This is a genomic window from Streptomyces sp. NPDC051172 (assembly GCF_040682555.1).
Lineage (GTDB): Bacteria > Actinomycetota > Actinomycetes > Streptomycetales > Streptomycetaceae > Streptomyces.
The window spans coordinates 1-24,889 of record NZ_JBFBBE010000125.1 but is presented as its reverse complement, the minus strand read 5'-3'; the positions used below and the strand labels follow the sequence as shown (position 1 = coordinate 24,889).

The window sequence follows — 24,889 nt, the reverse complement described above, 5'->3', positions numbered from 1 at the left end:
CTGATCCACAAGACCGGCCCCGCCACCTACGCCCTCGCCTGCTGACCCGACACGCTCGACACCGACCAGAAGATCCTTAACTTCCCGGCCTTGGTTCAAGAGCCCTGAGCGACCTCCTCCTAGCGTGTGGTGCATGACGTACGACGACGACCCGAAGCACCTGCACACCTACATGGCCGAGTGTGCCGCCGAGGCGGCGCGTGTGGCGCGCGGCGTCCCGGCGGACCGGCTCGGCAATCCCACCCACTGCACCGACTGGAACGTCCGCGCCCTGGTCAACCACTGGGTCCTCTACACCTCGCACGGCCTGGAGCACCGCGCCCTGCGCAAGCAGCTCCCCGAGGAGCTGACCGCCCGCGACTTCACCGCCGACCCCGACTGGCCCGCGGCCTACGCCGCCCAGCTGGACCGCGCCGTCGCGGCCTGGGCCGACCCCGCGGTGTGGGAGGGCGAGGTCGACCTCGGCATGGCCAAGATGCCCGCCGCCGAGATCGCCTCGATGGTCATCAAGGAGATGGCGGTGCACGGCTGGGACGTCGCCACCGCCACCGGCCAGCAGTTCCACCTCTCGGACGACGCGGCCCGCTTCGTCCTCGACGTGGTCGAGAAGCACGCCGAGCTCTACCGGCAGTACGACGGCTTCGCCGACCCGGTACCGGTGCCGGATGACGCCCCGGTGTTCGACCGGGCGCTCGCCGCCAGTGGACGGGACCCCGAATTGGGTCAGTGAGAAGTCACTGGATTGGGCCGGGACACTGCACCACCCGGCCACTACCGTCGACCCCATGACGAACACCTCGCCGACCCGAGTCGACTTCTGGTTCGACCCCGCCTGCCCCTTCGCCTGGATCACCTCCCGCTGGCTCCTGGAGGTCGAGCGTGAACGCCCGCTCGACCTCCGGTTCCACGCGATGAGCCTCTACCTGCACAACATCGGCAATGAACTCCCGGACTGGTACCGGGAGTTGGTCGACAAGTCGATAGGTCCGGTACGGGTCGCGGTGGCCGCAGCCGAGCGGCACGGCGAGAAGGTCCTGCGTGACCTGTACACGGCGTTCGGCACCCGCATCCACGAACGCAAGGCCGAGGACTTCGACGCGGTGATCACCGACTCCCTCGCCGAACTCGGCCTCCCCGCGGATCTCGCGTCCGCCGCGCACGACCCGTCCTACGACGAGGCCGTACGCCGCAGCCACGAGACAGGCACCGAGCCAGAATCGGGCGGCTATGTGGGCACGCCCACCATTCATGTCGACGGAACGGTGTGGTTCGGACCCGTGCTGAGGGCGATCCCGCGGGACACGCGAGCGGCCGAACTCTTCGACAGCTTCCGGGTGCTGGCGACCGACCCGGACTTCTTCGAACTCAAGCGCACCCGCACCGGCGGGCTGTCCTTCGACTAGCCCCTGTCGCCCCTCAGGCGCTCGCCCTCACCGGCAGCAGTGCCCCAGCGGACGCCTCGTCGTACCTGTGCAGAAGCACCCGTGCCACTTCCGGTGCCGCCCCCAGCACATCGGCGAGGACATCCGCCTGTGCCGCGCCCCGCGCGATGCGGTCCGGCAGAAAACCGGGTGCCAGGACGTACGGCGCCACGGCCACCCGCCTGCAGCCCAGCGCCCTGAACTCCCGCACCGCGTCCTCGGTGCGCGGAAGAGACGCGGAGGCGAACGCAGGTCGCACGGCGCACCAACCGGTGTGCCGCCACTCCCGCGCGATTTCTGCGATCACTGCGATCGCCTCCGGGTCGGTGGACCCCGCCGAGGCCAGCACGACCCCGGTCGAGGACTTGTCGGCGGGGCTCAGCCCCGCCTCGTACAGACGGCGTTCGAGCGCCGACAGAAGCAGCGGGGACGGGCCCAGCACCTCGGCCTGCCGGATCCGCAGCTGCGGCGGCGCGTCCCGCAGTACCGCAGGGATGTCCGCCTTCGCGTGGAACGCGCGCGTCAACAACAACGGCAGCGCTACGACGTCCTGGACGCCCTGTGCTGCCAGGGACTCCAGCACGCTTTGCACGGAGGGGATGTTGAAGTCCAGGAAGCCGGTCTCCACGCGCAGCCCCGGCCGCAGCGACCGTACGCGCCGCACCAGGGCGTGCACCGTCGCGGCGTGCCGCGGGTCGCGGCTGCCGTGGGCGATGACGAGGAGGACCGGCTCCGACTGGCGCATGGGATCAGCTCTTCACCAGCAGGCCGCGGCTGCGCAGCACCCAGCGCTCCAGCGGGCTGAAGATCAGCAGGTCGATGGCTATGCCGACGAACAGGATGAGCAGGATCGCGAGGAAGACCGTCGCCATGCTGCTGTTCGTACGGCCCACCTCCAGCAGCTGGCCAAGGCCCATGCCCATGTCCGGGGACTGGGCGATGATCTCGGCGGCCATCAGCGAACGCCAGGAGAACGCCCAGCCCTGCTTCAGACCGGCCACATAGCCGGGCAGCGCCGCCGGCATCACGATGTGCCAGGTGCCGCGCAGTCCCGTCGCGCCGAGGGTGCGGCCCGCGCGCAGGAACAGCGGGGGCACCTGGTCGACGCCCGAGACCAGGCCGTTGGCGATGGAGGGGACGGCGCCGAGCAGGATCACCGTGAACATCACCGAGTTGTCCAGCCCGAGCCAGATCACTGCCGGCGCGACCCAGGCCACGGAGGGCAGCGACTGCAGGCCGGAGAGGATCGGGCCGATGGCGGCGCGCACGAACTTCACTCGCGCCACCACCAGGCCCAGCGGCGTACCGATGACCAGTGCGAGCAGGAAGCCCAGCAGACCGCGGGAGACGCTGCCCCAGATGTAGTCGAGCAGGGTCCCCTTGAGCCACTGGTCCTCGACCTCGGCCCACACATCGCCGGGAGAGGGCAGCTTCGACGGGTTGTCGACGACCGGATAGAGCAGGGCCCAGGCCACCAGCACCACGGCGATGGCGATGATGGGCGGCAGGATCTTGTTCTTGAAGGTCTGGCTGAAGGGCGTACGGCCGGTGGCCGTGGTCTCCAGCGCGTCGAGGCCCGCCTCGACACTTCCGGCGTCCTGGGCCGGCGTCGTCTCAGTGCTGGCCATGACGGCGGATCTCCCCACGCAGTACATCGGTGATCTCAAGGGACAGTTCGGCCACGGGCGCGTCCTCGATACGGCGCGGCTGGGGGATGTCGACCGCCCACTCGCGCGCGATCCGCCCCGGACGGGACGACAGGAGGATCACGCGCTGCGCGAGCCGCACCGCCTCGCGCACGTTGTGCGTGACGAAGAGAATGGACACGCCCGTCTCCGCCCAGATCCGCGTCAGCTCGTCGTGCAGCACGTCGCGTGTGATGGCGTCGAGGGCCGAGAACGGCTCGTCCATCAGCAGCAGGTTGCTCTCCTGAGCGAGCGCACGGGCCAGCGCCGCACGCTGCCGCATACCGCCCGACAGCTCGTGGACACGCTTGCCGTACGCGCCCTTCAGACGGACGAGTTCGAGCAGCCGCTCCGTCCGCTCGCGCCGTTCGTTCTTCGGAACCCCCCTGAGCTTCAGGGCGAGTTCGATGTTCTTGCCCGCGGTCAGCCACGGAAAGAGGGCGTGTTCCTGGAACATCAGGGCGGGGCGGCCGTCCGTCGCGATGTTGCCGACGGTCGGCTCGTCCAGGCCCGCGACCAGATTGAGCAGGGTGGACTTGCCGCAGCCCGAGGCCCCCAGGAGGGTGACGAACTCGCCGGGCGCGACATCAAGAGTGATGTCGTCCAGGACGAGCTGCTGCCCGCCCGGTCCTGCGAAGGACTTCGAAACATGCTCAAGGCGAGCGGCGTACTCCACCGACTCTTCGGCCTTGGCGAGGGTCGTTGCCATGGTCGTCACCTCCTGGGAACTCGTCGGGCGGGGATTCAGCTGGAGCCGAGACCGGCGTCGTCGGCCGTGCTCTCGCCCTCGGCCTTGAGGACCTTGTTGAGGATCGTGAGGTCGTAGATGCCCTTCAGGTTCGGCTTCTGCAGGAGGCCGGCCTTGACCGCGTGCTCCGCCTCGGTGTTGAGGGTCGCGGCCAGCGGGTCGTTCGTGAACTGGATCGACTTCCAGGCCGGGTCCAGGACCTTCGCCTTGAGCGCCTTGCCGGAGTCGGCCTCCAGCTGCTTGTTGGCCGCCGCCTTCGCCTGGTCGGGGTTGGCGTTGATCCACTTGTTGGCCTCGACCGAGGCCTTCAGCACCGCCTCGACGGCCTTCGGGTGCTCCTTGAGGAAGGCCTGCCGCACGATGATGTTCGTGATCACGAACTTCTTGTCCGGCCACAGGGACGCCTCGTCGAGCAGGACCTTGCCGCCCTCCGCGACCAGCTTGGACGCGGTCGGCTCGGGCACCCAGGCGCCGTCGATGGCGCCGGACGCGTAGGCGTCGGGAGTGATCTTGTTGTCGGTGCGGACCACCGACACATCGCCCTTGCCGGTGTTCGCGTCGACCTTCCAGCCCTGGTCCGCGATCCAGTTGAGGAACGCCACGTCCTGCGTGTTGCCGAGCTGCGGGGTCGCGATCTTCTTGCCCTTGACGTCCTTCAGGGACTTGATCTTCTTCGGGTTGACGACCAGCTTCACGCCGCCGGAGGCCGAACCACCGATGATCTTCAGGCCCTTGCCGCCGGACTTGACGTAACCGTTGATCGACGGTGAGGGGCCGATCCAACCGATGTCGATGGAGCCGGAGTTGAGCGCCTCGATCTCGGACGGGCCCGCGTTGAAGATCTGGTAGTCAGCCTTGGTGGCGCCCAGCTCCTTCTGGAACAGGCCCTGCTGACGGGCGACGAGGGCGGTGCCGTGGGTCAGGTTGCCGAAGTAGCCGATCTTGACGGCCCCGAGGCCTTCGATCTTCGACGCCCCTGCGGCGACCTTCTCCTTGGAGTTGTCGGTCGTGGACTTGGACCCGTAGCCGCAAGCGGCAAGCGTGAGCAGGGGAAGTGCGGCTACCACGGCTACGCCGCGGCGAAGGAACGTTGAGCGGTTGACAGGCACGGGAGGTGTTCCTCTCGGAGGCCCGGCGGTCACGGTCTTTCAGGTCGTGGCCGGGAGGTCGGCAGGTCTTCGTCGCTTCCGGGACGTCGGGTGGGGGGACGGGGCGCGCAAGCAGTGCGCGTACGTCAACGCACACATCGCGCCACTCCGCCCTGCCCGCTGCCCAGAGCGCCGCTGCCGACGCGGCCGCCCTCCTTCGCGAACGTGGAGTAGTAGTCGAGGGAGTTCATGTCAGAAGTCCCAACCGTCGTCTTCGGACTCGTCCTTGACCGGCTCCGGGGACGCGAACGACTCGCCGACCATGCCCGCGGTGAGCGTGGTGCCGTCGTTCGGGTCGATCAGGATGAACGAGCCGGTGCGGCGCGAGTCGGCGTAGGAGTCCACCGGCAGCGGTTCCGCGGTGCGGATCTTCACGCGGCCGATGTCGTTGGCGACGAGCTGTCCCGGGTGCGGGTGCAGGGACAGGTCGTCGAGCGTGAGACGGGACGGGATGTCCTTGACGATGGCCTTGACCGTGCGGGTGCCGTGCTTGAGCAGCACCCGGTGGTTGACGGTCAGCGCCTGGTCGGCGACATGGCAGACGGTCGCCTCGATGTCCTGCGTGGTCGCCGGGGCGTCCTTGCTGGGCACGATCAGATCGCCGCGCGAGATGTCGATGTCGTCCTCCAGGAGGATCGTCACCGACTGGGTGGTCCAGGCGACGTCGACCGGCTCGCCGAGCAGGTCGATGCCGGAGATGCGGGAGGCACGGCCCGAGGGGAGTACCGTGACGGCCTCGCCGACGTGGAAGGAACCAGCGGCGATCTGGCCCGCGTAGCCCCGGTAGTCCGGGTGCTCGGCGGTCTGCGGGCGGATCACGTACTGCACGGGAAGACGTGCGTGGCAGTGGCTCAGGTCGTGCGTGACCGGGACCGTCTCCAGGTGTTCGAGCACCGTCGGGCCGCCGTACCAGTCCATGTTGGCGGACGGCTCCACCACGTTGTCGCCGGCGAGCGCCGAGATCGGGATCGCGGTGACCTCGGGGACGCCCAGCTCGGTCGCGTACGCCGTGAACTCCTCGGCGATCGCGGCGAAGACCGGCTCCTGGTAGTCGACCAGGTCCATCTTGTTGACGGCGAGGACGACGTGCGGGACACGGAGCAGGGCCGCGATCGCGGCGTGCCGGCGGGTCTGCTCGACGACGCCGTTGCGGGCGTCGACCAGGATCACCGTCAGCTCGGCGGTGGAGGCACCCGTCACCATGTTGCGGGTGTACTGCACATGGCCGGGGGTGTCGGCGAGGATGAACCGCCGCCGGGGCGTGGCGAAGTAGCGGTACGCCACGTCGATCGTGATGCCCTGCTCGCGCTCGGCCCGCAGGCCGTCCGTCAGCAGCGCGAGGTCGGGTGCCTCCTGGCCACGGCTGGCGGAGGCGCGCTCGACGGCCTCCAGCTGGTCGACCAGGACCGACTTGGAGTCGTGCAGCAGCCGGCCGACGAGCGTGGACTTGCCGTCGTCGACCGAACCGGCGGTCGCGAACCGCAGCAGGGTGGTCTCGGAGAGTTCCGTGGTGGTGCTCATGCCTAGAAGTACCCCTCGCGCTTACGGTCTTCCATCGCGGCCTCGGACATCTTGTCGTCGGCGCGGGTGGCACCGCGCTCGGTGAGCCGGGAGGCGGCGATCTCCGTGATGACCTGCTCCAGGGTCACGGCGTCCGAGTCGACGGCACCGGTGCAGGACATGTCGCCGACGGTCCGGTACCGGACGAGCCGCTTCTCGACGGTCTCGCCGTCCTTGGGCCCGCCCCACTCGCCCGCGGTCAGCCACATGCCGCTGCGGGCGAACACCTCACGCTCGTGCGCGAAGTAGATCTCCGGCAGCTCGATGCCCTCACGGGCGATGTACTGCCACACGTCCAGCTCGGTCCAGTTGGACAGCGGGAAGACGCGGACGTGCTCGCCGGGCGCGTGGCGGCCGTTGTACAGGTTCCACAGCTCCGGGCGCTGGCGGCGCGGGTCCCACTGCGAGAACTCGTCCCGCAGCGAGAACACCCGCTCCTTCGCGCGGGCCTTCTCCTCGTCACGGCGCCCGCCGCCGAAGACCGCGTCGAACTTCTCCGCCTGGATCTTCTCCGTCAGCGGCAGCGTCTGCAGCGGGTTGCGGGTCCCGTCCGGGCGCTCCTTGAGCACCCCCCGGTCGATGTAGTCCTGCACGGAGGCCACATGCAGTCGCAGCCCGTGCTCCGCCACCGTCCGGTCGCGGTACTCCAGGACCTCGGGGAAGTTGTGCCCGGTGTCCACGTGCAGCAGCGAGAAGGGCACCGCGGCCGGCGCGAACGCCTTCAGCGCCAGGTGCAGCATGACGATGGAGTCCTTGCCGCCGGAGAACAGGATCACCGGCCGCTCGAACTCGCCCGCCACCTCGCGGAAGATGTGCACCGCCTCGGACTCGAGGGCGTCCAGGTGGGAGAGGACGTACGGAGCGGCCGTGCCCTCCTCCGCCTTGGCAACGGTCGTCATGCCAGTCCCCTTTCGGTGAGCAGCGCGTGGACCGCGGCCGCGGACTCCTGGACGGTCTGGTGCTGCGACTCGATGCGCAGATCGGGTGTCTCGGGCTCCTCGTAGGGGTCGTCCACCCCGGTGAGCCCGGACAGCTCGCCCGCCGCCTGCTTGGCGTACAGACCCTTCACATCACGTACGGAGCAGACCTCGACCGGGGTCGCCACGTGCACCTCGATGTACGGCGCCCCGCCCTCCTGGTGGCGCTTGCGCACCGCCTCGCGGCTGTCCGCGTACGGTGCGATCACCGGGACGAGCGCCTTGACGCCGTTGCGGGCGAGCAGTTCGGCGAGGAAGCCGATGCGCTGCACGTTGGTGTGCCGGTCCTCGCGGCTGAAGCCGAGGCCCGCGGAGATGAACTCGCGGATCTCGTCGCCGTCGAGCACCTCGACGAGGTGGCCCTCCTCGCGCAGCCGGCCGGCCAGCTCGTACGCGATGGTGGTCTTGCCGGCACTCGGCAGACCCGTGAGCCAGACGGTGGCTCCGGTCGTCACGTTCGTCTCCTGAATGTCTGTCGTCGTCATCCGTGCAGCCCGCACTCGGTCTTGGCGCTGCCCGCCCAGCGGCCCGCGCGGGCGTCCTCGCCCTCCAGGACGCGGCGGGTGCAGGGGGCGCAGCCGACGGACGCGTAGCCGTCCATCAGCAGCGGGTTGGTCAGTACGCCGTGTTCGGCGACGTAGGCGTCCACGTCGTCCTGGGTCCAGCGGGCGATCGGGGAGATCTTGACCTTCTGGCGCTTCTCGTCCCAGCCGACGACCGGGGTGTTCGCCCGGGTCGGGGACTCGTCGCGGCGCAGACCGGTCGCCCAGGCCACATGGTTCTTCAGGCCCTGCTCCAGCGGCTGGACCTTGCGCAGCCTGCAGCACAGGTCGGGGTCGCGGTCGTGCAGCTTCGGGCCGTACTCCGCGTCCTGCTCGGCGACCGTCTGGCGCGGGGTGAGCGTGATGACGTTGACGTCCATCACCGCCTCCACCGCGTCCCGTGTACCGATCGTCTCGGGAAAGTGGTAACCGGTGTCGAGGAACACCACGTCAACGCCGGGCATCGCGCGCGAGGCGAGATGGGCGACCACCGCGTCCTCCATCGACGAGGTCACACAGAAACGCTTGCCGAAGGTCTCGGCCGCCCACTGGAGGATCTCCAGCGGGGAGGCGTCCTCCAGGTCACGGCCGGCCTGCTCGGCGAGCGCCTTCAGGTCCTCGGTCGCCTTCTCTTCCTGAACCGCGGTCATATGTCGTCTCCCCCAGCTTCGGAGTGCTGAAGACCCCGGGCGAGCAGCCCGAGGAACTTCAGCTGAAAGGCCCGGTTGCACGCCGCGCATTCCCATGCGCCGTGGCGACCTTCAACGGCTTCGCTCGGACGCAGGTCCTCGTCGCCGCAGTAGGGGCAGTAGAAGGGGGCGGCCCGCTCGCTCACGAGAGGGCCTCCTCGGACGCACGGGAGGCCCAGGCGGCGAACCGCTCGCCGTCCTCGCGCTCGGCCTGGAACCGCTTGAGGACACGCTCGACGTAGTCGGGCAGCTCCTCGGACGTGACCTTCAGGCCACGGACCTTGCGGCCGAACCCGGCCTCCAGGCCGAGTGCACCGCCGAGGTGCACCTGGTACCCCTCGACCTGCTCGCCCTTGTCGTTCAGGACGAGCTGCCCCTTGAGACCGATGTCCGCCACCTGGATACGGGCGCAGGCGTTCGGGCAGCCGTTGATGTTGATGGTGATGGGCTCGTCGAACTCCGGGATGCGGCGCTCCAGTTCGTCGATCAGGGACGAACCGCGCTGCTTGGTCTCGACGATGGCGAGCTTGCAGTACTCGATGCCGGTGCAGGCCATGGTGCCGCGCCGGAACGGGGACGGCTTGGCCGTCAGGTCCAGCGCCTCCAGGGCCTCGACCAGCGGCTCGACCTGCGACTCCTCGACATCGAGGACGATCATCTTCTGCTCGACGGTCGTGCGGACCCGGCCCGAGCCGTGGGCCTCGGCGACCTCGGCGATCTTGGTGAGCGTGGCGCCGTCGACGCGGCCGACGCGCGGGGCGAAGCCGACGTAGAAGCGGCCGTCCTTCTGCCGGTGTACGCCGACGTGGTCGCGCCAGCGGCCGGAGGGCTCGGCGGGTGCGGGACCGTCGGCCAGCTTGCGCTGGAGGTAGTCGTCCTCCAGGACCTGGCGGAACTTCTCCGCGCCCCAGTCGGCGACGAGGAACTTCAGACGGGCGCGGGTGCGCAGCCGCCGGTAGCCCCAGTCGCGGAAGATGCCGACCACGCCGGCCCAGACCTCGGGCACCTCGTCCAGCGGCACCCAGGCGCCGAGCCGGACGCCGAGCTTCGGATTGGTGGACAGACCGCCGCCGACCCACAGGTCGAAGCCGGGGCCGTGCTCGGGGTGCTCGACGCCGACGAACGCGATGTCGTTGATCTCGTGCACCACGTCGAGCAGCGGGGAGCCGGAGATCGCCGTCTTGAACTTGCGGGGCAGGTTGGAGAACTCCTTGCTGCCGATGTAGCGCTCGTGGATCTCGTCGATGGCCGAGGTGCCGTCGATGATCTCGTCCTCGGCGATGCCCGCGACCGGCGAGCCGATGATGACGCGCGGTACGTCGCCGCAGGCCTCGGTGGTGGACAGCCCGACCGCCTCCAGGCGGTTCCAGATCTCCGGGACGTCCTCGATGCGGATCCAGTGCAGCTGGATGTTCTGCCGGTCGGTGATGTCCGCGCTGCCGCGCGCGAACTCCTGCGAGATCTCACCGACCACACGCAGCTGCCGGGTGGTGAGACGGCCGCCGTCGATCCGCACCCGCAGCATGAAGTACTTGTCGTCCAGCTCCTCCGGCTCCAGGATCGCGGTCTTGCCGCCGTCGATCCCGGGCTTGCGCTGGGTGTACAGACCCCACCAGCGCATACGTCCGCGCAGGTCGTTGGGGTCGATCGAGTCGAAGCCGCGCTTGGAGTAGATCGTCTCAATGCGTGTCCGCACATTGAGACCGTCGTCGTCCTTCTTGAACTGCTCGTTGCCGTTCAGCGGGGTGTGGTGCCCCGCGGCCCACTGACCCTCACCGCGGTGACGGCTCACCTTGCGGCGGGGAGTCGCGGCGGCAGGCTTCTGCGGGGTGGCGGCCATGGTTCTACGTCCTTCGGGACAGGCGGGAAAACGGCTCTGACCTGCGCGTTCGGGCGCATGGGCATACGTGCGCGTCATTGCGCAGGATGAGAGGGATGTCGGCAGATGTCGGGCTGGGCTGCGGCTCTCAGCTCGCCGGACAGATGGCGCTGGACATGCGGCCGAGGTCGACGTGCCGCCGACTCACCAAGGCAATTCCAGTTCCAGACATGACGGAAGCGTGTCATGGCAATCTGGACACAGTCCAGCTTCGTCCATGATGCGGACACCCTTGTCCCGAAGTGTGAGACAAGGGTGTCGTCGATCACATCGGCTGCCGCCGGTCTTGTCGGTGCAGGTCAGGCGCGGTATGCCCCGGGCCACGGGCCCGGCGCCGCCACCTCCGCCTGCTCCTCGACCTTGGTGTCGAAGAGCTTGAAGCCCCGGCGCAGATAGTTGTCCATGGCGTGCTCCCCGTCCAGGCTGCACGTATGCAGCCAGACCCGCTTCGTCTGCGCCAGTCCGGGCCGGCGCTCCGCGAGGTCCCAGGCGCGGGCGGCGCCGTACGACAGCAGGTGCCCGCCGATCCGCCGGCCCCGGAAGGCGGGCATCAGACCGAAGTAGGCGATCTCCACGACCCCGTCGTCCTGCGGGTCCAGTTCCACGTACCCCGCGGGCGTCCCCCGGTCGTATGCAACCCATGTCTCCACACCTGGCCGGCCCAGGTGCTCCTGCCACCGCGCATACGTCCAGCCCAGCCGGTCGATCCAGCGGATGTCACCGCCGACGGACGCATACAGGAAGCGGCTGAACTCGGGCGAGGGCACCTCGGAGCGAACGATCCGCACGTCCCCTTCCGGCGCGGCGGCCGGAAGCAGCTCGGTCGGTGCGGTCTGCTCCAGGGACCAGGTGGTCACGGGAATGTTCGTCATGCCCGTCAGGGAATCATCCGCCGGGTAGTTGTGTCGATCGGTGTCTCAGCAGGTCGGGCCCAAGTCCGCTGCGGCTCGAAAGCGCCCCCGAAGGGGCGCGGGGCTGTGTCAATATGCGGCTCCGCCGCGATGGGGTCCCCCCGCTCGAGCGAAGCCGAGAGTGGGGGAGCGACCAGCCGCGACGGTCCCGCAGACGAACGACGGCACATCGCGGCACGGCCCGGAAGGACTACCCCAGAGACCTCTCGACCGAGCTGAGCGGCAACGCATACAACATCCGCCCGGCCTGCGACCACACCTCGCCGGTCTCCTCCCAATAGGACAGGGCCCCGGAGGGTCCGGCCCAGCACCGGTTCGTACCGTCCGAACCGCACCGCGTGGCCTTCGCGCCACGTGCGTTCTGCCGCCACAGCGTGCCGTGGCCGCCCGCGGTGTCCGCCGCGCGGGCCAGGTACCACTGTGACCCGTACGACAGCACCCCGCCGACAGCGGCCGTCTTCGTCTCGTACGCCTCGATCGCGGTCGCGCGTCCCGCGGCGTCGGTGGTCAGCAGACCGGCGCGGTCCGGGTCGCTGCTGAACGCGTAACGCCACAGCCGGGTGTGCCGACCGCTGTCCGCCGGCACCCACTCGCTCGCCACCAGGCTGTCCGGCGCGGTGCTGCGGTCGAGGGAGATCGCAACCGGGCGGGCGCTCCCACCGGTGAGCCGGTACGAGCCGACGGCCGGCAGGACGTACCGTGCGCCGTTCGCAGCCCAGCCGCCGCGCACCCTGCCGACCGCACCGCTGTCGACGGTGGCCCGCTGGATGCGGTGCATGTCGTACACGTACAGGCCGTCCGCGGCGGTGACCAGGAGCTTGTCCTGGTACCAGACCATGCCGGAGACGGAGGAGGTGAGCCCGCGGTAGTCGCGGCCGCCGTCGACCGGGACGGCGAGGGTCGCCCAGGCGTAGGTGAGGCGGTCGGGGTCGCCGGCGTCGACGAAGGCGACCCGGGCGAGGCCCGGCTTCGCCGACCTGCCCACCTGGTGGGTCCAGCCGGAGAGGATCACGCGGTGCTCGCCCCAGTGGCCGTCGTCGTCCGCGTCCCCGGAGGTGGTGACCGCGCCGGCCCGCCAGCCGCGGGTGTCGGCGGCGTCCCAGCAGTAGGCGCGCGTGGCGGCGGGCGCCACGGGCAGCGCCGTGCGCTCGACGGTCGTACAGTCGGCCGCACCGAGCAGGGAGTGGTCGGCGTCGTCGAGGACCGTGCTCACGCCGACGGGCCTGCCCATGGCGGCGGCGAGCCGGTCGAGGGTGCTGCGCGGCACCAGGCGCTCCTGGAGCCGCAGCCCGGTCGTCCGCTCGGACGCGGCGAGTGCCTTGAGGGCCCCCGGCCTGTCACCGACCGTGGCCTGCGAGGCGCTGATCATGGTGGCGGCGGCGGTGAGTGCGAGGGCGGTTCCGGCGAGAAAGGCGCGCAGCGCACGGCCCCGCTTCTGCCTGCGGTGTCGGCCACGTTGCTTCATACGTCCTCCCGAGGCGGGCCAACTGCGGCCATTGGTCCGTGTGTTGACCAAAGGAGCAGGTGGGGTGGCCCGTAGAGGGATGCTACGGCAGTCCGGGGCGGTAGGGCACGAAGACCGTGCAAATATGCGGAAGATACGGCCGTGTGGTCACTGAGGGGTATGTGTCGGACACGCTCAGGGCATGTCTGCCGGCTGCCGTATGTTGATCACTGCCGGTGCCGTCGACTGCGGCAGCAGATCGCGTGGGTCGGCCGGCAGGAGCAGCTCCACCTCCGCGTCCTCCGCGAAGCGGTACGGCCGGTGCTCCAGCAACCCGCCGAGATAGCGCCGTACTCGGGACATCTCGGCGCGCACCGTGACCGTACGGGCCGGGTCGCCGAACACCTCCTCGGCCAGGCCGGCCGCGCTGCGGCCGCCGGGCTGCAGGGCGAGCAGATAGAGCAATTCGGCGTGCCGGGGGCTCAGTTCGTGGCTCCAGGAGCCCGCGGACCCGGACACCGTGACCGACCAGCGGCGCGACTGCGTCAGGTCCAGGACGATGCGCGTGGCGCCGCGCGGCACCGGCTCGTCCGTGGCCAGGACCAGCCAGCCCTCGGCCAGCGGCTCCACCGAGCACAGACCGAGCGGCGGCAGCCACCGGCGGCCCGCCGTCAGCGACTTGGGCAGGGCGACCCGGCTGGTGTACGGCATCCCGGTCACCGCCGCGGTCCAGCCGTCCCGGTCCACCGCCAGCGCCCGGCCGCCGACCCGGGCCAGCACCGGCGCGGCCACCGCGCGCAACCGCTCCAGCGAGGTCAGATGCAGCTCGCGCAGCCGGGCCTCGGCGAGCTTGGCCACCGAGTCCACCCAGGCGAGCGTGGCCGGGTGCATCGTCTCCAGCGGTCCGCTGACGTCCACGACACCGATCAGCCGGCCGTCGCGCGGGTCGGTGATGGGCGCGCCCGTACAGGTCCAGGAGGTCTGCGAGCGCACGAAGTGCTCCGAACCGAAGACCTGCACGGGCCGGCGCACCACGGTCGGGGTGCCGATGCCGTTCGTCCCGACGACGTCCTCCCGCCAGTCGGCGCCCAGTTCGAAGCCCAGCCCGTCCGCCTTGCGCAGCACGGCCGGGCTGCCCTCGCGCCACAGCACCCGGCCGTCCGCGTCGGCGACCACCATGATGTGGTGGGCGACGTCCGCGACCGACAGCAGCCCCTCCCGCAGCACCGGCAGGACGTGCCGCAGCGTCGTGCTCTCCCGGCGCCGCCGGACCTCGTCGGAGGGCAGCAGCCCGGAGCGGTGGTCGCGTTCGGGGTCGATGCCGCTGCGCAGCATGCGCCCCCAGGACTGCTCGATCACCGGGCGCGGCGCGACGGGGGCGCGCTGCCCGGAGAGCCTGGCGGCGCGGACCTCGCTGAGTACCCGCGCCGCGCGCGCCGTGTCGACCACGGCGAGCTGCGTCACGTCTGTCGGCGGGTGCACCACGGGGCCTCCCGGAAGAAGGGCTCGGGACAACCGGCTTCTCGCCGCGTTTCGGCCACGGAGCCGGAGTCGTCCGTACTGTCCGTCTCATAGTGCCGTCCGTTGCCGGCGGACGGGCCCACTCCAGCCGCAGACAGCAGCAAGTTGCAACCCCTTGCAACCCTGGTGGACCGGCTCCTGGTTGATTGAATATTGAGCAACGCCGTCCCGAGCGGCGTTCGTGGCCTCGAACGGGCCGGTTGGGCGGGGGTGGTGCCGTGTCGGCGCAGCACCACCCCCGTGCTGCATGAGCCCAGGTCAGGACACCGGTCGGGCCCGTTCCACCACCGACGCCAGGTCCAGGGTGTGGGGCAGTGTCCCGAAGGCCGCGCCCCCGTCGCCGCCCAGCCGTGCGGCGCAGAAGGCGTCGGCCACCTCCGGTGGGGCGAACCGGACGAGCAGCGAACCCTGCAGCACCAGCGCGAGCCGCTCCGTCAGCCGCCGGGCCCGCCCCTCGATCCCGTCCAGGTCGGCCAGCTCGGTCAGCAGGTCCTTGATCGCGCCGTCCAGGCGGTGGTCGGCACCCCGGGCCTTGCCGACCTCCTGGAGATAGGCGTTGAGGGCCTGCGGCTCGCGCTGCAGGACGCGCAGCACGTCCAGCGCCTGTACGTTCCCGGCGCCCTCCCAGATCGAGTTGAGCGGCGACTCGCGCACCAGCCGGGGCAGCCCCGACTCCTCGACGTACCCGTTGCCGCCCAGGCACTCGGCGGCCTCGACCGCGACCGGCGCACAGCGCTTGGTCACCCAGTACTTGGCGGCCGGCACGGCGATCCGCAGCAGCGCCCGCTCCTGCTCGCCGCCCTCGTCACAGGCGGCGGCGAGACGCAGCGCCAGCGTGGTCGCTGCCTCGGACTCCAGCGCCAGATCGGCCAGGACGTTGCGCATCAGCGGCTTGTCGACCAGCTTCGCGCCGAACGCCTCCCGGTAGGTGCAGTGGTGCACGGCCTGCGCGACCGCCTGCCGCATCAGGCCCGCCGAGCCCAGCACGCAGTCCAGCCGGGTCGCGGCCACCATGTCGATGATGGTGCGCACTCCGCGCCCCTCCTCGCCGACCCGGCGGGCCCAGGTGCCGTCGAACTCGACCTCGCCGGAGGCGTTGGAGCGGTTGCCGAGCTTGTCCTTGAGCCGCTGGATCAGAAAGACGTTGCGGGAGCCGTCCTCCAGGACGCGCGGCACGAGGAAGCAGGTGAGCCCGTCCGGAGCCTGGGCGAGCACCAGAAAACCGTCGGACATCGGGGCCGAGCAGAACCACTTGTGCCCGGTGAGCTCGTACGTTCCCTCCTCGGCGAGGGGCCGTGCGGCCGTCGTATTGGCGCGTACGTCGCTGCCGCCCTGCTTCTCCGTCATGCCCATCCCGAACAGGGCCCCGGCCTTGAGGCGGGCGGGCCGCAGCTCGCGGTCGTAGACCATGGAAGTGAGCCGCGGTTCCCACTCGGCGGCCAGCGCCGGGTCGGTGCGCAGGGCGGGGACGGCCGCGTGGGTCATCGACAGGGGGCAGAGGTTCCCGGCCTCGACCTGCGTCCACACCAGGAACGCTGCCGCTCTGCGGACATGGCCGCCGGGCCGGACCCAGGCCGCGGTCAGCCCCGCAGCGACACCCTTGCCGAGCAGGCGGTGCCAGGCCGGGTGGAAGTCGACCTCGTCGACGCGGTGGCCGTGGCGGTCGTGGGTGCGCAGCCGGGGCGGGTTCTCGTTGGCCTGGACCGCCCATTCCTGCAGCTGCGCCGACCCGGAGGCCCGGCCGAGCGCGGCCAGGTCGCCGTGCGCCTCGTCGAGCAGTTCGGGGTCCAGGTGCCGTTCGACGGCCTCGGTGAGGGCACGGTCGGCGCCGTAGAGGTCGTAGTCGGTCAGGGGTGGGGGTTGGTTGGTCACTGTGTGGGTGCGGCCTGCCATGCGGCGAAAGTACCCCCGGTGGGGGTGGTGAGCCACCAGGGGGCTGCGTCCCCTGGGCTCCCTCCCGGTACACCGTGTCCGGATGGCGTTCGCCGAGGTCCGGGGCGATGGCCACCGCGGTGCCCTCGGCACAGTGGGGTCTTGCCGCCCTGGATGGGCGCGCCCTCTCTCCTGGGTGGGCTCGCGGTCCCGCACACCCTCGGCAGAGATACGGCGTTTTCGATGGCGATCCCCGTGCAGCCGTGCTCTGATCGCGGCGCGCAGCTGCCCGGCTTGCTGTCATGGCCATGGTGGCAAATGGGTCGGATTCCTGCGGTGATTGCCGCCCTGTTGCGCCCAGGTTTCCGCGGCAGCGCTCCGACAGGCTGCCGGGGCGGGGGATGAGTGCACCCGACCACGGCGGATACCGTTAGGTCGTGCAGTCAGCAAGTGAATCGCCGCAGAGCCCCTCCGGGCGTCTCCACCGGGCGCGTGCCCTCTATCGGAACGTCTCGAAGCGCAGGACTGCCTGGCTGCTGCTCAAGGACACCGTCAACTCGTGCATGGAGTACCGCATCCTGGGCCTGGCGGCCGAGGCCGCGTTCTTCACGCTGCTGTCCGTGCCGCCCCTGCTGCTGAGCCTGATCGGCCTGCTCGGCTACGTCGACGCCTGGACCGGCGCCCACTCCATCGCGAGCCTGGAGAACAACATCCTGGAGGCGTCCCGCACCGTCCTGTCCGACAAGGGCGTCTCGGAGATCGCCCAGCCGATCCTGCACGACGTCATGAAGGGCGGCCGGCCGGACGTCATCTCCATCGGCTTCCTGTTCGCCCTGTGGTCGGGCTCCCGCGCCGTGAACGTCTTCATCGACACCATCACCGTGATGTACGGCCTGGACGGCGTCCGCGGCATCGTGAAGACCCGGCTGCTGTCCTTCGCGCTGTTCATCGTCGCCCTGCTGATCGGCTCGGTCGCGCTGCCGCTGATGGTGGCCGGGCCGGACGCGGTGGTGAACATCGTGCCGTGGTCGACGACCGTCGTACAGGTCCTGTACTGGCCCGTCGTCATCGTCCTGTCGATCGCGTTCCTGACCACGCTGTACCACGTGTCCGTGCCCGTACGCTCCCCGTGGATCGAGGACGTGCCCGGCGCCCTGGTCGCCCTCGCGATGTGGGTGCTCGGCAGCTTCCTGCTGCGCATCTACCTGACCAGCACGGTCGAGGGCCCCACCATCTACGGCTCGCTCGCCGCGCCCGTCGCCGTACTGCTGTGGATCGGCGTGTCCGCGTTCGCCGTCCTCGTCGGGGCCGCGGTCAACGCCGCGATCGACCGGGTCTGGCCGGCCGCCGCCACCGCCGCGGCACGCGCCGCGAACGAGAGGCTGCGCGAGGTGCAGCTGGCCGAACACGTGGCCCGCGCGGCGGCCGGCCACGAAACCGACCCGACCGACCCGGACATGCCCTCCGAGTTCCCGGAACGCTGGTCCCGCTTCCTGCCCCCGGAAGACGTGACATCACGCTTGCGCACACACGTGAAGAGCACCCACCCGCACCACAAACACGACGATTCCTGAAGCGCCCCCAAAGGGGAGCGACCAGCCACATACGGCCGGCACCCCGCAGACATCCCGCACCCCGACGGCGCTCCCCGCTAAACCTTCCTAACCCCTGCCGCCGCAGCCTCCCGCACAAACTCCCCGAAGTCGCGGGGTGCACGCCCCGACACCTGCCGAACCCCGTCCGTGAGATGCGCATTGCGCCCATCGAGCAGCCCCTCGAACACCCCCACCAGAAATTCCGCCTCCTGGGGCGGCACGCCGAACCCGGTCAGCGCCTCGCGGTAAGCCCGCGCAGGCACCGGCGTATAAGAAACCGTCGTACCGATCGCCGCAGAGATCTCCGCGACCGCCTCGCGGAACGACAGCAGCCGCGGCCCGGTCACCTCCACCGTCCGCCCGACATACCGCTCCCCGGCCGTCAGTGCGACAGCGACGACGTCGGCGATGTCCCGCACATCGACGAACGGCTCCCGCACCTCACCGGCCGGAAACACCAGCTCCCCCCTGCGCACCTCCTCCACCAGCGGCCCCTCGCTGAAGTTCTGCGCGAACCACGCGGCCCGTACCACCGTCCACTCCGCACCAGACGCCTTCAGCGCCTCCTCGGTCGCCAGAGCCTCCTCCTCGCCGCGCGCCGACAGCAGCACCAGCCGCCGCACCCCGAGCCCGACCGCCTCCCGGGCGAGCGCCCCGACACCCTCGGTTGCGGCGGGGGCACCGACGTCGGACGGGTACACCAGGTACGCCGCGTCGGCGCCCCGCAGCGCCTGCGCCCAGGTCGTCGGGTCCTCCCAGTCGAAACCGTGGGCGCGGGACGCGGCCCGCACCGCGAGCCCCGCCGCCCGTGCCGCCTGCGCCACGCGACTCCCGGTGCGCCCCGAGGCACCGGTCACCACAACCGTCATGTTCTGCGTGTTCGCTGCGTTGTCAGCCATGCCTCCAGTCAAGGGCCGCCCGCCCCAGGACCCCATCGCTGAACGGCTCATTCCCGTGCGCGGGCGTCTACGCTCACGGCATGGACCCCCTTGCAGGTCTCCTCGACGGACCCCGCGCGCGGGGCGCCTTCATGATCCGGGCGTGTTTCGAACCGCCCTGGTGCGTACGGATCGAGGACCGCGCCCCGCTCACCGTCATGCTGATGGTCCGCGGCGAGGCGTGGATCATGCCGGACGCGGGCGAGCGAAGCGAGATGGGGGCCCCGGCCGAAGGCTGGGGGAGGGTGCTGCTGCGGCCCGGCGACCTCGCCATCGCGCGCGGCCCGGACCCGTACACCTGTACCGACGACCCCGAGACGGAGCCGCAGGCGCTGATCCTGCCGGGTGCCGAGTGCCGCCACCCCGACGGGCGTTCCCTCAACGGCGTCATGGACCTCGGCGTGCGCACCTGGGGCGACCGGCTCGACGGGTCGGCCCTGCTGCTGATCGGCACCTATCTGTGGCAGGGAGAGGTCAGCGGGCGGCTGCTGGACGCCCTGCCGCCGCTGCTGTCCCTCACGCCCGAGGTGTGGGACTGCCCGCTCACCCCGCTCCTCATGGAGGAGATCGTGCGGGACGAACCGGGCCAGGAGGTCGTCCTGGACCGCCTTCTCGACCTGCTGGTCATCGCCGCGCTCAGGGCCTGGTTCGCCCGTCCGGAGGCGGCGGCACCGGCCTGGTACCGGGCGCTGGCGGACCCCGTGGTGGGCAGGGTCGTCCGCCTGCTCCACGACGACCCCGCACACCCCTGGACGGTCGCCTCCCTCGCGGCCACGGCGGGAGTCTCCGGGGCCGCCCTCGCCCGCCGCTTCACCGGCCTTCTGGGCGAGCCCCCGATGACGTACCTGACCGGCCGGCGCCTGGCCCTGGCCGCCGACCGGCTGCGCGACAGCGACGACACCCTGGAGGCGATCGCCCGCCGGGTCGGCTACGGCAGCGCCTTCGCACTGTCGAGCGCTTTCAAGCGGGTGTACGGCGTGAGCCCGCAGGAGCACCGGACGCGGACGGCGTAGCCTTCCGTACGTGTACACGGAGAGGGCGTCCCGGCTGACCGGGGCCGTCGTGTGGACGAACACCCCGACCGAGGCGGGAGCCGGACGGGTGCTGCCCGACGGCTGCATGGACCTGCTGTGGCACCAGGGCCGGCTGCTGGTCGCGGGGCCCGACACGCGCGCGTACGTCACCGCGGGCGAGCCCGGAGTGTGGGTCGGCGTCCGCTTCTGCCCCGGCACCGCCCCAGCCCTCCTGGGCGTACCCGCGCACGAGCTGCGCGACCGGCGTGTCGCGCTCAGCGAACTGCGGCCGGCCGCGGAGGTCCGCCGTCTCACCGCCTGCGTGAACTCCGCCCCCGAACCGGCAAGCGGCCTGGAGGAGTTGGCGCTCAGGCTGGCCGCCGACACCGAACCCCCCGACCCGCTGCTACGGCACCTCGTGACCGCCCTCGGCGAGGGCCGCCCGGTCGCGGCCACCGCCGACGAACTCGGCCTGGGCGCCCGCCAGTTGCACCGCCGCTCCCTCGCCGCCTTCGGTTACGGCCCCAAGATGCTGGCCCGTGTGCTGCGGCTGCAGCGGGCGCTGGGGCTGGCCCGGGAAGGGGTGCCGTTCGCGGAGACGGCGGTCCGGGCCGGCTTCGCCGACCAGGCCCATCTGGCCCGGGACGTCAAGGAGTTGACGGGGCTGCGGCTCGGGCAGCTACTCGGCCGCGGCTAGCTGCGCGAACAGGTCGACGCCGTTGCCGTCCGGGTCGTGCACCACGGCGTACCGCATCCCCCAGAAGGCGTCCCACGGCTTGAGTTCGCCGTGGTACCCGGCGCCCACGAGTTCTTCGTACACGGAGTCGACCTCGGCGGGCGACCCGCACTTGAAGGCGAGCGAGACCCGGCCGCCGCCGGCGGGCGGCTGCCACCCCGGGTGGAAGGAACGGACGGTCTCCTCGGGATCCAGGGCGAGGGTCAGCCCGCCGGGCAGTTCGGCCTCGACGTGCGGCTGGTCCTCGGAGCCCTCGGGGAAGACGAGCCCGAGGCGGCGGTAGAAGGCGAGCGAGGCGGCCAGGTCGGAGACGACCAGGCCGACCACGGCGAATCGTGGAGTCATGGCGTCACCGTAGGCAGCGCCCGGGCGGCCGGTCTTGAAGGAATCGGACACGCTCAGCGGAAGGTCACCGGCCCGCGAGGCGTGTCCACCGTGAACGAGAGCCCCACCGGCCCCTCGGTCACGACCAGCTCGGCTCCGACGGCGGCCAGCAGAGGGCGGATCTCGTCCGGGTCCGGGGCGGTGGCCGACAGGCTGAGCAGGGGAGTGACGGGAAGCCCCGTGGCCGTCGGGTGCGCCGAGGACCCCCAGTCGATGAGGAAGGGGACCAGACCGGACGGATGCGCGGTGTCGCCATCGGTCAGGCGCCACTCCAACAACGTCCCGTCCGGCCGACGACGACTCATCGGCCGTACCGGCCCGGGGTCGTACCCGCGCGCCCGCGCCTCAACGACCGCCGCGTCCAGGTCGGGCGGGCTGATCGCCCAGGTCACCGTGCGCGCGGAGGCCAGCTGGTCGACGTCGAACGGCCGCGGGCCCTTGGGCCCGGCCTGTTCCGGATCCGGTCCGATGATCTCCAGATAGCTCGACCCGCCCAGCGACACCAGGTGGTTGCGGGTGCCGAAGCCGACATGAGACCCGCCGGGGGCAGGCGTCACACCGGTCCGCCGGGCGAAGTCGGCTACCGTCGCCGCGAGTTCGGGCGTCGCAAGGACGAGATGGTCCAGGCGCGGGGGAATGGGGTTCGTCGAAGCCGAGGCTACGCGCCCCGAAGGGGCGCGGGGCTGTATTCGACATGCGGCTCCGCCGCGATGGGGGCCCCGCTCGAGCGAAGCCGAGATTGGGGGAGCGACCAGCCCCCACTACCGCCGGGGGCACCCCGTACTGGACCGCTCCACCAGCCGAGTGGACAACTCGGTACGCGTGCCCTCCGGGCGGTCCCCCGCCATCATCCGCACAAGCAAGTGCAACGCCCCCGCCGCCATCTCCGACAACGGCTGCCGAACCGTCGTCAGAGCGGGAGCGACCCACCGCGACTCGGGCAGATCGTCGAAGCCCACCACACTGATGTCGTCAGGAACCCGCAACCCCCGTGCGGCCAAGGCCTTGTACACCCCCAGAGCCATGTGGTCGGAGCAGACGAACACCGCCGTCGGCGGCTCGGGCAGGTCCAGGAGATCCAGCATGCGCCGATGTGCGACGTTCTCGTCGAAGGCGGCGTGCCGGACGTACTCCGGCCGATGCCGCACCCCCGCCGACGCGAGCGCCGAGCGGTACCCGGCGACCCGGGCGCTGCTGCACATCTTGCGCTGGTGGCCGGCGATGACGGCGATGCGCTCGTGGCCGAGGGAGAGCAGGTGCTCGGTCGCGGTGACCCCGCCCTGCCAGTTCGCCGCGCCCACCGACACCACACCCGGCGGCGGTTCGAGGACCGGGTCGATCAGGACGTACGGGATGCGGTGCGTGTCCAGCCAGGCGTACTGCGAGGGCGTCAGCTCGGCCAGGTTGAACAGCACGCCGGACGAACCGCGCGCGATCAGCTTGTCCAGCCAGCCGCGCTCGGGGCGCCCGCCACGGGTGCGGGTGAGGCCCGCCGAGACGACCACTTCGAGACCCACGTCGTGCGCCGCCGCCTCCACACCCCGCAGCACCGCCCCCGACCAGGAACTGTCCAGCGAGTGCACGACCAGGTCGACCAGCCCCGGCACCTTCGCCGCGTCGAACCGGGGTCTGCGGACGTAGCCGAGCCGGTCGAGTGCCTCGGTGACGCGGCGGCGCGTCTCCGGAGCCACGTCCTCCCGGCCGTTGACCACCTTGGACGCGGTCGGCACGGACACCCCCGCCTCGCGGGCCACGACCGCCAGCGTCGGCCCGGCCGCCACGCTCGCACTCCCCGTGCGGACCATCGGGAACCACCTCTCCGGCCCGCCCGAGGGCCATGAAAAGTTTCGACCAGCGCGGAAACAGTAAGCGCTTCCTACACTAAGTTCACCGGATCGCGTCGGGAAGAGGCCGGACTTCGCAGGTCTTCATGGTTTCGGACTTTCGAAACTTCGAACGCGGCTGTGGGCAGCGCCCAACCGGGGGCAGCTACCGGCAGACCAGCCGAAAGCCGGTGAAGTCGGCCGTGAACTCCGCGTCCACCAGGTCCACGGCATGGATCCCGGCCATCGACCCGGTGAAACGGAGCCTGGACCCGTGGTCGTCGGAGAGCCTGCCGAAGTCCAACGGCTCGCCGACCGGCACCCGCACCCCGCCCCGCATCCACCAGAACCGCGCCTCGGCCCCGTCCGTCGTCACGCCCAGCGTCACCGGGGCATCCGCGTCGACGTCCACCACGGCCACCGTCCGCGTGCTCGCCTCGTCACGCTCCACGAGCCGTAGCACGGTACGGCCTTCGCCCCGCCACTGCTGCCCGCGCTGCCCTTCGCCCTCGGGCTCCGCCCAGGTCAGGTCCAGGCTCAGATACGCCTCCGCGTCGTACCGGAGCACCAGCCCCGCGGCCTGCGTGAAGGTGTCCGGCCGCGCCTCCACGGTGACCTCGGCCTCCGCGCGGTGCTCCGTGATCCGCTGGGCCAGCAGACTGTGCGCCCACCGCGACTCGGGCCCGTGCCGGCCGCGCAGCCGGATCCAGCCCGGACGGCTCGCGGTGTCCGCCCAGGACGGGTCGGGGGCCGCGCGCAGGGTGCTCCACGGCCAGCCCAACGGGTCGTCAGGGTCGGCCGGTTGGCGCGGCGACGGCTCGGGAGACAGGCCGGTGGGCGGCAGCGGCTCGGGACGGGTCGGTACGTCGACCTCGACGGCCGGATGCCAACCCCCGTGCGGCATCCTCGGCCAGCCGTCCTCGTCCCAAGCCACCGCCTGGATCGCCGTCTCCCGGCCCAGCGTGCAACGCGGGCCCTGCGGCGTCCGTACCGGGCGGGCCGTCAGGTGGCTGAGCACCCACTCCCCGCCCGGAGTCTGCACCAGTTCGCCGTGCCCGGCCTTCTGCAACGGCAGCGACGCGTCGTCGCGCGAGGTCAGCAGCGGCCGGTCGTCGAGTTCGTACGGGCCGGTGATCGCGCGAGCACGGGCCACCCGCACCCCGTGCTCGAAGCCCGTGCCGCCCTCCGCCAGCACCAGGTGGTACCAGCCCTCGCGCCACAGCAGCTTCGGGCCCTCGACGAGCCGTTCGTGCTGCAGCAGCAAGCGGCTGCCACCGACCGGCTTCAGCGTCCGGCGGTCCAGCTCGCTCAGGACGATCCCGGCGAACCGGCGTCCACCCGGTCGGTGGTCGTTCTGCAGGTTGAGCAGCCACAGCCGGCCCTCGTGGTGGAAGAGCGCGGGGTCGAAGCCATGGCTCCTGATCCGCTGCGGGGCCGTCCACTTGCCGCTCACCTCGGTGGCCGTGCTGACGTAGGTGTCGGTGTCGAAGTACGGCGTCCCCACCGAGCGGACGACCGAGTACACCACCCAGAACCGCTCGCCGTCCCAGCTCAGCGACGGCGCCCAGATGCCGCCCGAGTCCGGCACCCCGGCCAGACAGTCGCCGGGGGCGGCACCGCGCACATGGCCCGCGTACTCCCAGTGGGCCAGGTCCCGCGAACGGTGGAGGGGGATGGTCGGGAACCACTCGAAGGAACTCGTCGCCACGTAGTACCAGTCACCGACCCGGACCAGCGAGGGGTCGGGGGCGAAGCCGCGGATGACGGGGTTGTGCAGCAGGGTCACTTCAAGGCTCCTGAGGGGAGGGTCACTTGAGGGCCCCCAGCGTGACGCCGGTCCGCCAGTAGCGGCGCATCGCCACCATCATGATCGCCATCGGCACGATGGACAGCAGCGCACCGGTCAGCACCAGACTGGTCAGGTCGACCCCGGACTCGAGACGTTTGCCGGACCAGTTGTACAGGCCGATGTTGAGGGTCCAGTTGTTCTCGCCGCGCAGGAC

At 71.0% G+C, this 24,889-nt stretch carries 25 protein-coding genes and 1 pseudogene; 5 read left to right on the top strand and 21 right to left on the bottom strand.

The window, feature by feature from the left end:
- Positions 1-133 precede the first annotated feature (133 nt).
- Together AB0N07_RS42260 and AB0N07_RS42255 are read left to right on the top strand one after the other, a co-directional pair.
- Entirely contained in the window at positions 134-730 is a 597-nt protein-coding gene (locus tag AB0N07_RS42260; protein WP_365844712.1) for a TIGR03086 family metal-binding protein, read from the top strand.
- Positions 731-785: 55 nt separating this feature from the next.
- Complete coding sequence (locus tag AB0N07_RS42255) at positions 786-1,403, top strand: DsbA family protein (RefSeq protein ID WP_365844710.1); 618 nt, start codon at positions 786-788, stop codon at positions 1,401-1,403.
- A gap of 13 nt (positions 1,404-1,416) precedes the next feature.
- On the opposite strand, the gene AB0N07_RS42250 is transcribed toward AB0N07_RS42255, so the two are convergent.
- From AB0N07_RS42250 to AB0N07_RS42180, 15 genes are all read right to left on the bottom strand, one after another.
- Entirely contained in the window at positions 1,417-2,166 is a 750-nt protein-coding gene (locus tag AB0N07_RS42250) for a sirohydrochlorin chelatase (RefSeq protein ID WP_365844708.1), read from the bottom strand.
- Positions 2,167-2,170: 4 nt separating this feature from the next.
- Complete coding sequence (locus AB0N07_RS42245; protein WP_365844707.1) at positions 2,171-3,049, bottom strand: ABC transporter permease; 879 nt, start codon at positions 3,047-3,049, stop codon at positions 2,171-2,173.
- On the bottom strand, positions 3,036-3,815 hold the full coding sequence (locus AB0N07_RS42240; RefSeq protein WP_365844705.1) for an ABC transporter ATP-binding protein: 780 nt from the start codon (positions 3,813-3,815) through the stop codon (positions 3,036-3,038). The genes AB0N07_RS42245 and AB0N07_RS42240 overlap by 14 nt, the downstream gene beginning before the upstream one ends.
- Positions 3,816-3,850: 35 nt before the next feature.
- Positions 3,851-4,963: an aliphatic sulfonate ABC transporter substrate-binding protein gene (locus AB0N07_RS42235; RefSeq protein ID WP_365844703.1), complete on the bottom strand. Its 1,113-nt coding sequence runs from the start codon at positions 4,961-4,963 to the stop codon at positions 3,851-3,853.
- Between the two features lie 231 nt (positions 4,964-5,194).
- Entirely contained in the window at positions 5,195-6,523 is a 1,329-nt protein-coding gene (locus AB0N07_RS42230) for a GTP-binding protein (protein WP_365844701.1), read from the bottom strand.
- A 2-nt stretch (positions 6,524-6,525) separates the two neighbouring features.
- A complete protein-coding gene (gene cysD / locus AB0N07_RS42225; RefSeq protein WP_365844699.1) occupies positions 6,526-7,461 on the bottom strand; it encodes a sulfate adenylyltransferase subunit CysD in 936 nt (311 codons plus the stop codon).
- A complete protein-coding gene (gene cysC, locus AB0N07_RS42220) occupies positions 7,458-8,024 on the bottom strand; it encodes an adenylyl-sulfate kinase (protein ID WP_344401983.1) in 567 nt (188 codons plus the stop codon). Before cysC ends, cysD begins: the two co-directional genes overlap by 4 nt.
- Positions 8,021-8,731, bottom strand: a complete 711-nt coding sequence (locus tag AB0N07_RS42215; protein WP_365844697.1) for a phosphoadenylyl-sulfate reductase — start codon at positions 8,729-8,731, stop codon at positions 8,021-8,023. The genes cysC and AB0N07_RS42215 overlap by 4 nt, the downstream gene beginning before the upstream one ends.
- On the bottom strand, positions 8,728-8,916 hold the full coding sequence (locus AB0N07_RS42210) for a hypothetical protein (protein WP_365844696.1): 189 nt from the start codon (positions 8,914-8,916) through the stop codon (positions 8,728-8,730). Before AB0N07_RS42210 ends, AB0N07_RS42215 begins: the two co-directional genes overlap by 4 nt.
- Complete coding sequence (locus tag AB0N07_RS42205) at positions 8,913-10,610, bottom strand: nitrite/sulfite reductase (protein ID WP_365844694.1); 1,698 nt, start codon at positions 10,608-10,610, stop codon at positions 8,913-8,915. The genes AB0N07_RS42210 and AB0N07_RS42205 overlap by 4 nt, the downstream gene beginning before the upstream one ends.
- 127 nt (positions 10,611-10,737) lie before the next feature.
- Entirely contained in the window at positions 10,738-10,821 is an 84-nt protein-coding gene (locus AB0N07_RS42200; protein WP_309486338.1) for a putative leader peptide, read from the bottom strand.
- A 127-nt stretch (positions 10,822-10,948) separates the two neighbouring features.
- The gene (locus tag AB0N07_RS42195) at positions 10,949-11,521 is read right to left on the bottom strand and encodes a GNAT family N-acetyltransferase (protein ID WP_365844692.1); all 573 of its coding nucleotides are present in this window, start codon (positions 11,519-11,521) and stop codon (positions 10,949-10,951) included.
- A gap of 229 nt (positions 11,522-11,750) precedes the next feature.
- On the bottom strand, positions 11,751-13,025 hold the full coding sequence (locus AB0N07_RS42190; protein WP_365844690.1) for a hypothetical protein: 1,275 nt from the start codon (positions 13,023-13,025) through the stop codon (positions 11,751-11,753).
- 174 nt (positions 13,026-13,199) lie between these two features.
- Positions 13,200-14,489 carry a GAF domain-containing protein gene (locus AB0N07_RS42185; protein WP_365844688.1) on the bottom strand — a complete coding sequence of 430 codons (1,290 nt, stop codon included), beginning with the start codon at positions 14,487-14,489 and terminating at the stop codon, positions 13,200-13,202.
- A gap of 294 nt (positions 14,490-14,783) precedes the next feature.
- Positions 14,784-16,418, bottom strand: a complete 1,635-nt coding sequence (locus AB0N07_RS42180) for an acyl-CoA dehydrogenase family protein (RefSeq protein ID WP_365844685.1) — start codon at positions 16,416-16,418, stop codon at positions 14,784-14,786.
- A gap of 416 nt (positions 16,419-16,834) precedes the next feature.
- Here AB0N07_RS42180 and AB0N07_RS42175 point away from each other — a divergent pair, with 416 nt between their 5' ends.
- Entirely contained in the window at positions 16,835-17,971 is a 1,137-nt protein-coding gene (locus AB0N07_RS42175; RefSeq protein WP_365844684.1) for a YihY/virulence factor BrkB family protein, read from the top strand.
- A 77-nt stretch (positions 17,972-18,048) separates the two neighbouring features.
- Here AB0N07_RS42175 and AB0N07_RS42170 read toward each other — a convergent pair whose 3' ends face one another.
- The gene (locus AB0N07_RS42170; RefSeq protein WP_365844682.1) at positions 18,049-18,891 is read right to left on the bottom strand and encodes an NmrA family NAD(P)-binding protein; all 843 of its coding nucleotides are present in this window, start codon (positions 18,889-18,891) and stop codon (positions 18,049-18,051) included.
- Between the two features lie 80 nt (positions 18,892-18,971).
- Between AB0N07_RS42170 and AB0N07_RS42165 the strand changes: the two genes are divergently transcribed.
- Together AB0N07_RS42165 and AB0N07_RS42160 are read left to right on the top strand one after the other, a co-directional pair.
- Complete coding sequence (locus tag AB0N07_RS42165) at positions 18,972-19,943, top strand: AraC family transcriptional regulator (RefSeq protein WP_365844680.1); 972 nt, start codon at positions 18,972-18,974, stop codon at positions 19,941-19,943.
- A 10-nt stretch (positions 19,944-19,953) separates the two neighbouring features.
- A complete protein-coding gene (locus AB0N07_RS42160) occupies positions 19,954-20,640 on the top strand; it encodes a helix-turn-helix domain-containing protein (protein WP_365844678.1) in 687 nt (228 codons plus the stop codon).
- On the opposite strand, the gene AB0N07_RS42155 is transcribed toward AB0N07_RS42160, so the two are convergent.
- From AB0N07_RS42155 to AB0N07_RS42135, 5 genes and pseudogenes are all read right to left on the bottom strand, one after another.
- Positions 20,623-21,024, bottom strand: coding sequence for a VOC family protein (locus AB0N07_RS42155; RefSeq protein ID WP_365844676.1), 402 nt, complete (start codon positions 21,022-21,024; stop codon positions 20,623-20,625). The genes AB0N07_RS42160 and AB0N07_RS42155 overlap by 18 nt on opposite strands.
- A 53-nt stretch (positions 21,025-21,077) precedes the next feature.
- Positions 21,078-21,701 (bottom strand): VOC family protein, encoded by a 624-nt coding sequence (locus AB0N07_RS42150; RefSeq protein ID WP_365844714.1) that lies wholly within the window; start codon positions 21,699-21,701, stop codon positions 21,078-21,080.
- 123 nt (positions 21,702-21,824) lie between these two features.
- Positions 21,825-22,868 carry a substrate-binding domain-containing protein gene (locus AB0N07_RS42145; protein WP_365844674.1) on the bottom strand — a complete coding sequence of 348 codons (1,044 nt, stop codon included), beginning with the start codon at positions 22,866-22,868 and terminating at the stop codon, positions 21,825-21,827.
- Positions 22,869-23,052: 184 nt separating this feature from the next.
- Entirely contained in the window at positions 23,053-24,672 is a 1,620-nt protein-coding gene (locus AB0N07_RS42140; RefSeq protein ID WP_365844672.1) for a family 43 glycosylhydrolase, read from the bottom strand.
- 22 nt (positions 24,673-24,694) lie between these two features.
- Positions 24,695-24,889, bottom strand: a pseudogene (locus AB0N07_RS42135) (carbohydrate ABC transporter permease); the annotation flags it as partial.

Coding starts and splice junctions, on each gene's coding strand:
- AB0N07_RS42260 (WP_365844712.1), top strand. CDS start 134: ATGACGTACGACGACGACCCGAAGCACCTGCACACCTACATGGCCGAG.
- AB0N07_RS42255 (WP_365844710.1), top strand. CDS start 786: ATGACGAACACCTCGCCGACCCGAGTCGACTTCTGGTTCGACCCCGCC.
- AB0N07_RS42250 (WP_365844708.1), bottom strand. CDS start 2,166: ATGCGCCAGTCGGAGCCGGTCCTCCTCGTCATCGCCCACGGCAGCCGC.
- AB0N07_RS42245 (WP_365844707.1), bottom strand. CDS start 3,049: ATGGCCAGCACTGAGACGACGCCGGCCCAGGACGCCGGAAGTGTCGAG.
- AB0N07_RS42240 (WP_365844705.1), bottom strand. CDS start 3,815: ATGGCAACGACCCTCGCCAAGGCCGAAGAGTCGGTGGAGTACGCCGCT.
- AB0N07_RS42230 (WP_365844701.1), bottom strand. CDS start 6,523: ATGAGCACCACCACGGAACTCTCCGAGACCACCCTGCTGCGGTTCGCG.
- cysD (WP_365844699.1), bottom strand. CDS start 7,461: ATGACGACCGTTGCCAAGGCGGAGGAGGGCACGGCCGCTCCGTACGTC.
- cysC (WP_344401983.1), bottom strand. CDS start 8,024: ATGACGACGACAGACATTCAGGAGACGAACGTGACGACCGGAGCCACC.
- AB0N07_RS42215 (WP_365844697.1), bottom strand. CDS start 8,731: ATGACCGCGGTTCAGGAAGAGAAGGCGACCGAGGACCTGAAGGCGCTC.
- AB0N07_RS42205 (WP_365844694.1), bottom strand. CDS start 10,610: ATGGCCGCCACCCCGCAGAAGCCTGCCGCCGCGACTCCCCGCCGCAAG.
- AB0N07_RS42200 (WP_309486338.1), bottom strand. CDS start 10,821: ATGTCTGGAACTGGAATTGCCTTGGTGAGTCGGCGGCACGTCGACCTC.
- AB0N07_RS42195 (WP_365844692.1), bottom strand. CDS start 11,521: ATGACGAACATTCCCGTGACCACCTGGTCCCTGGAGCAGACCGCACCG.
- AB0N07_RS42190 (WP_365844690.1), bottom strand. CDS start 13,025: ATGAAGCAACGTGGCCGACACCGCAGGCAGAAGCGGGGCCGTGCGCTG.
- AB0N07_RS42180 (WP_365844685.1), bottom strand. CDS start 16,418: ATGGCAGGCCGCACCCACACAGTGACCAACCAACCCCCACCCCTGACC.
- AB0N07_RS42170 (WP_365844682.1), bottom strand. CDS start 18,891: ATGGCTGACAACGCAGCGAACACGCAGAACATGACGGTTGTGGTGACC.
- AB0N07_RS42165 (WP_365844680.1), top strand. CDS start 18,972: ATGGACCCCCTTGCAGGTCTCCTCGACGGACCCCGCGCGCGGGGCGCC.
- AB0N07_RS42155 (WP_365844676.1), bottom strand. CDS start 21,024: ATGACTCCACGATTCGCCGTGGTCGGCCTGGTCGTCTCCGACCTGGCC.
- AB0N07_RS42145 (WP_365844674.1), bottom strand. CDS start 22,868: ATGGTCCGCACGGGGAGTGCGAGCGTGGCGGCCGGGCCGACGCTGGCG.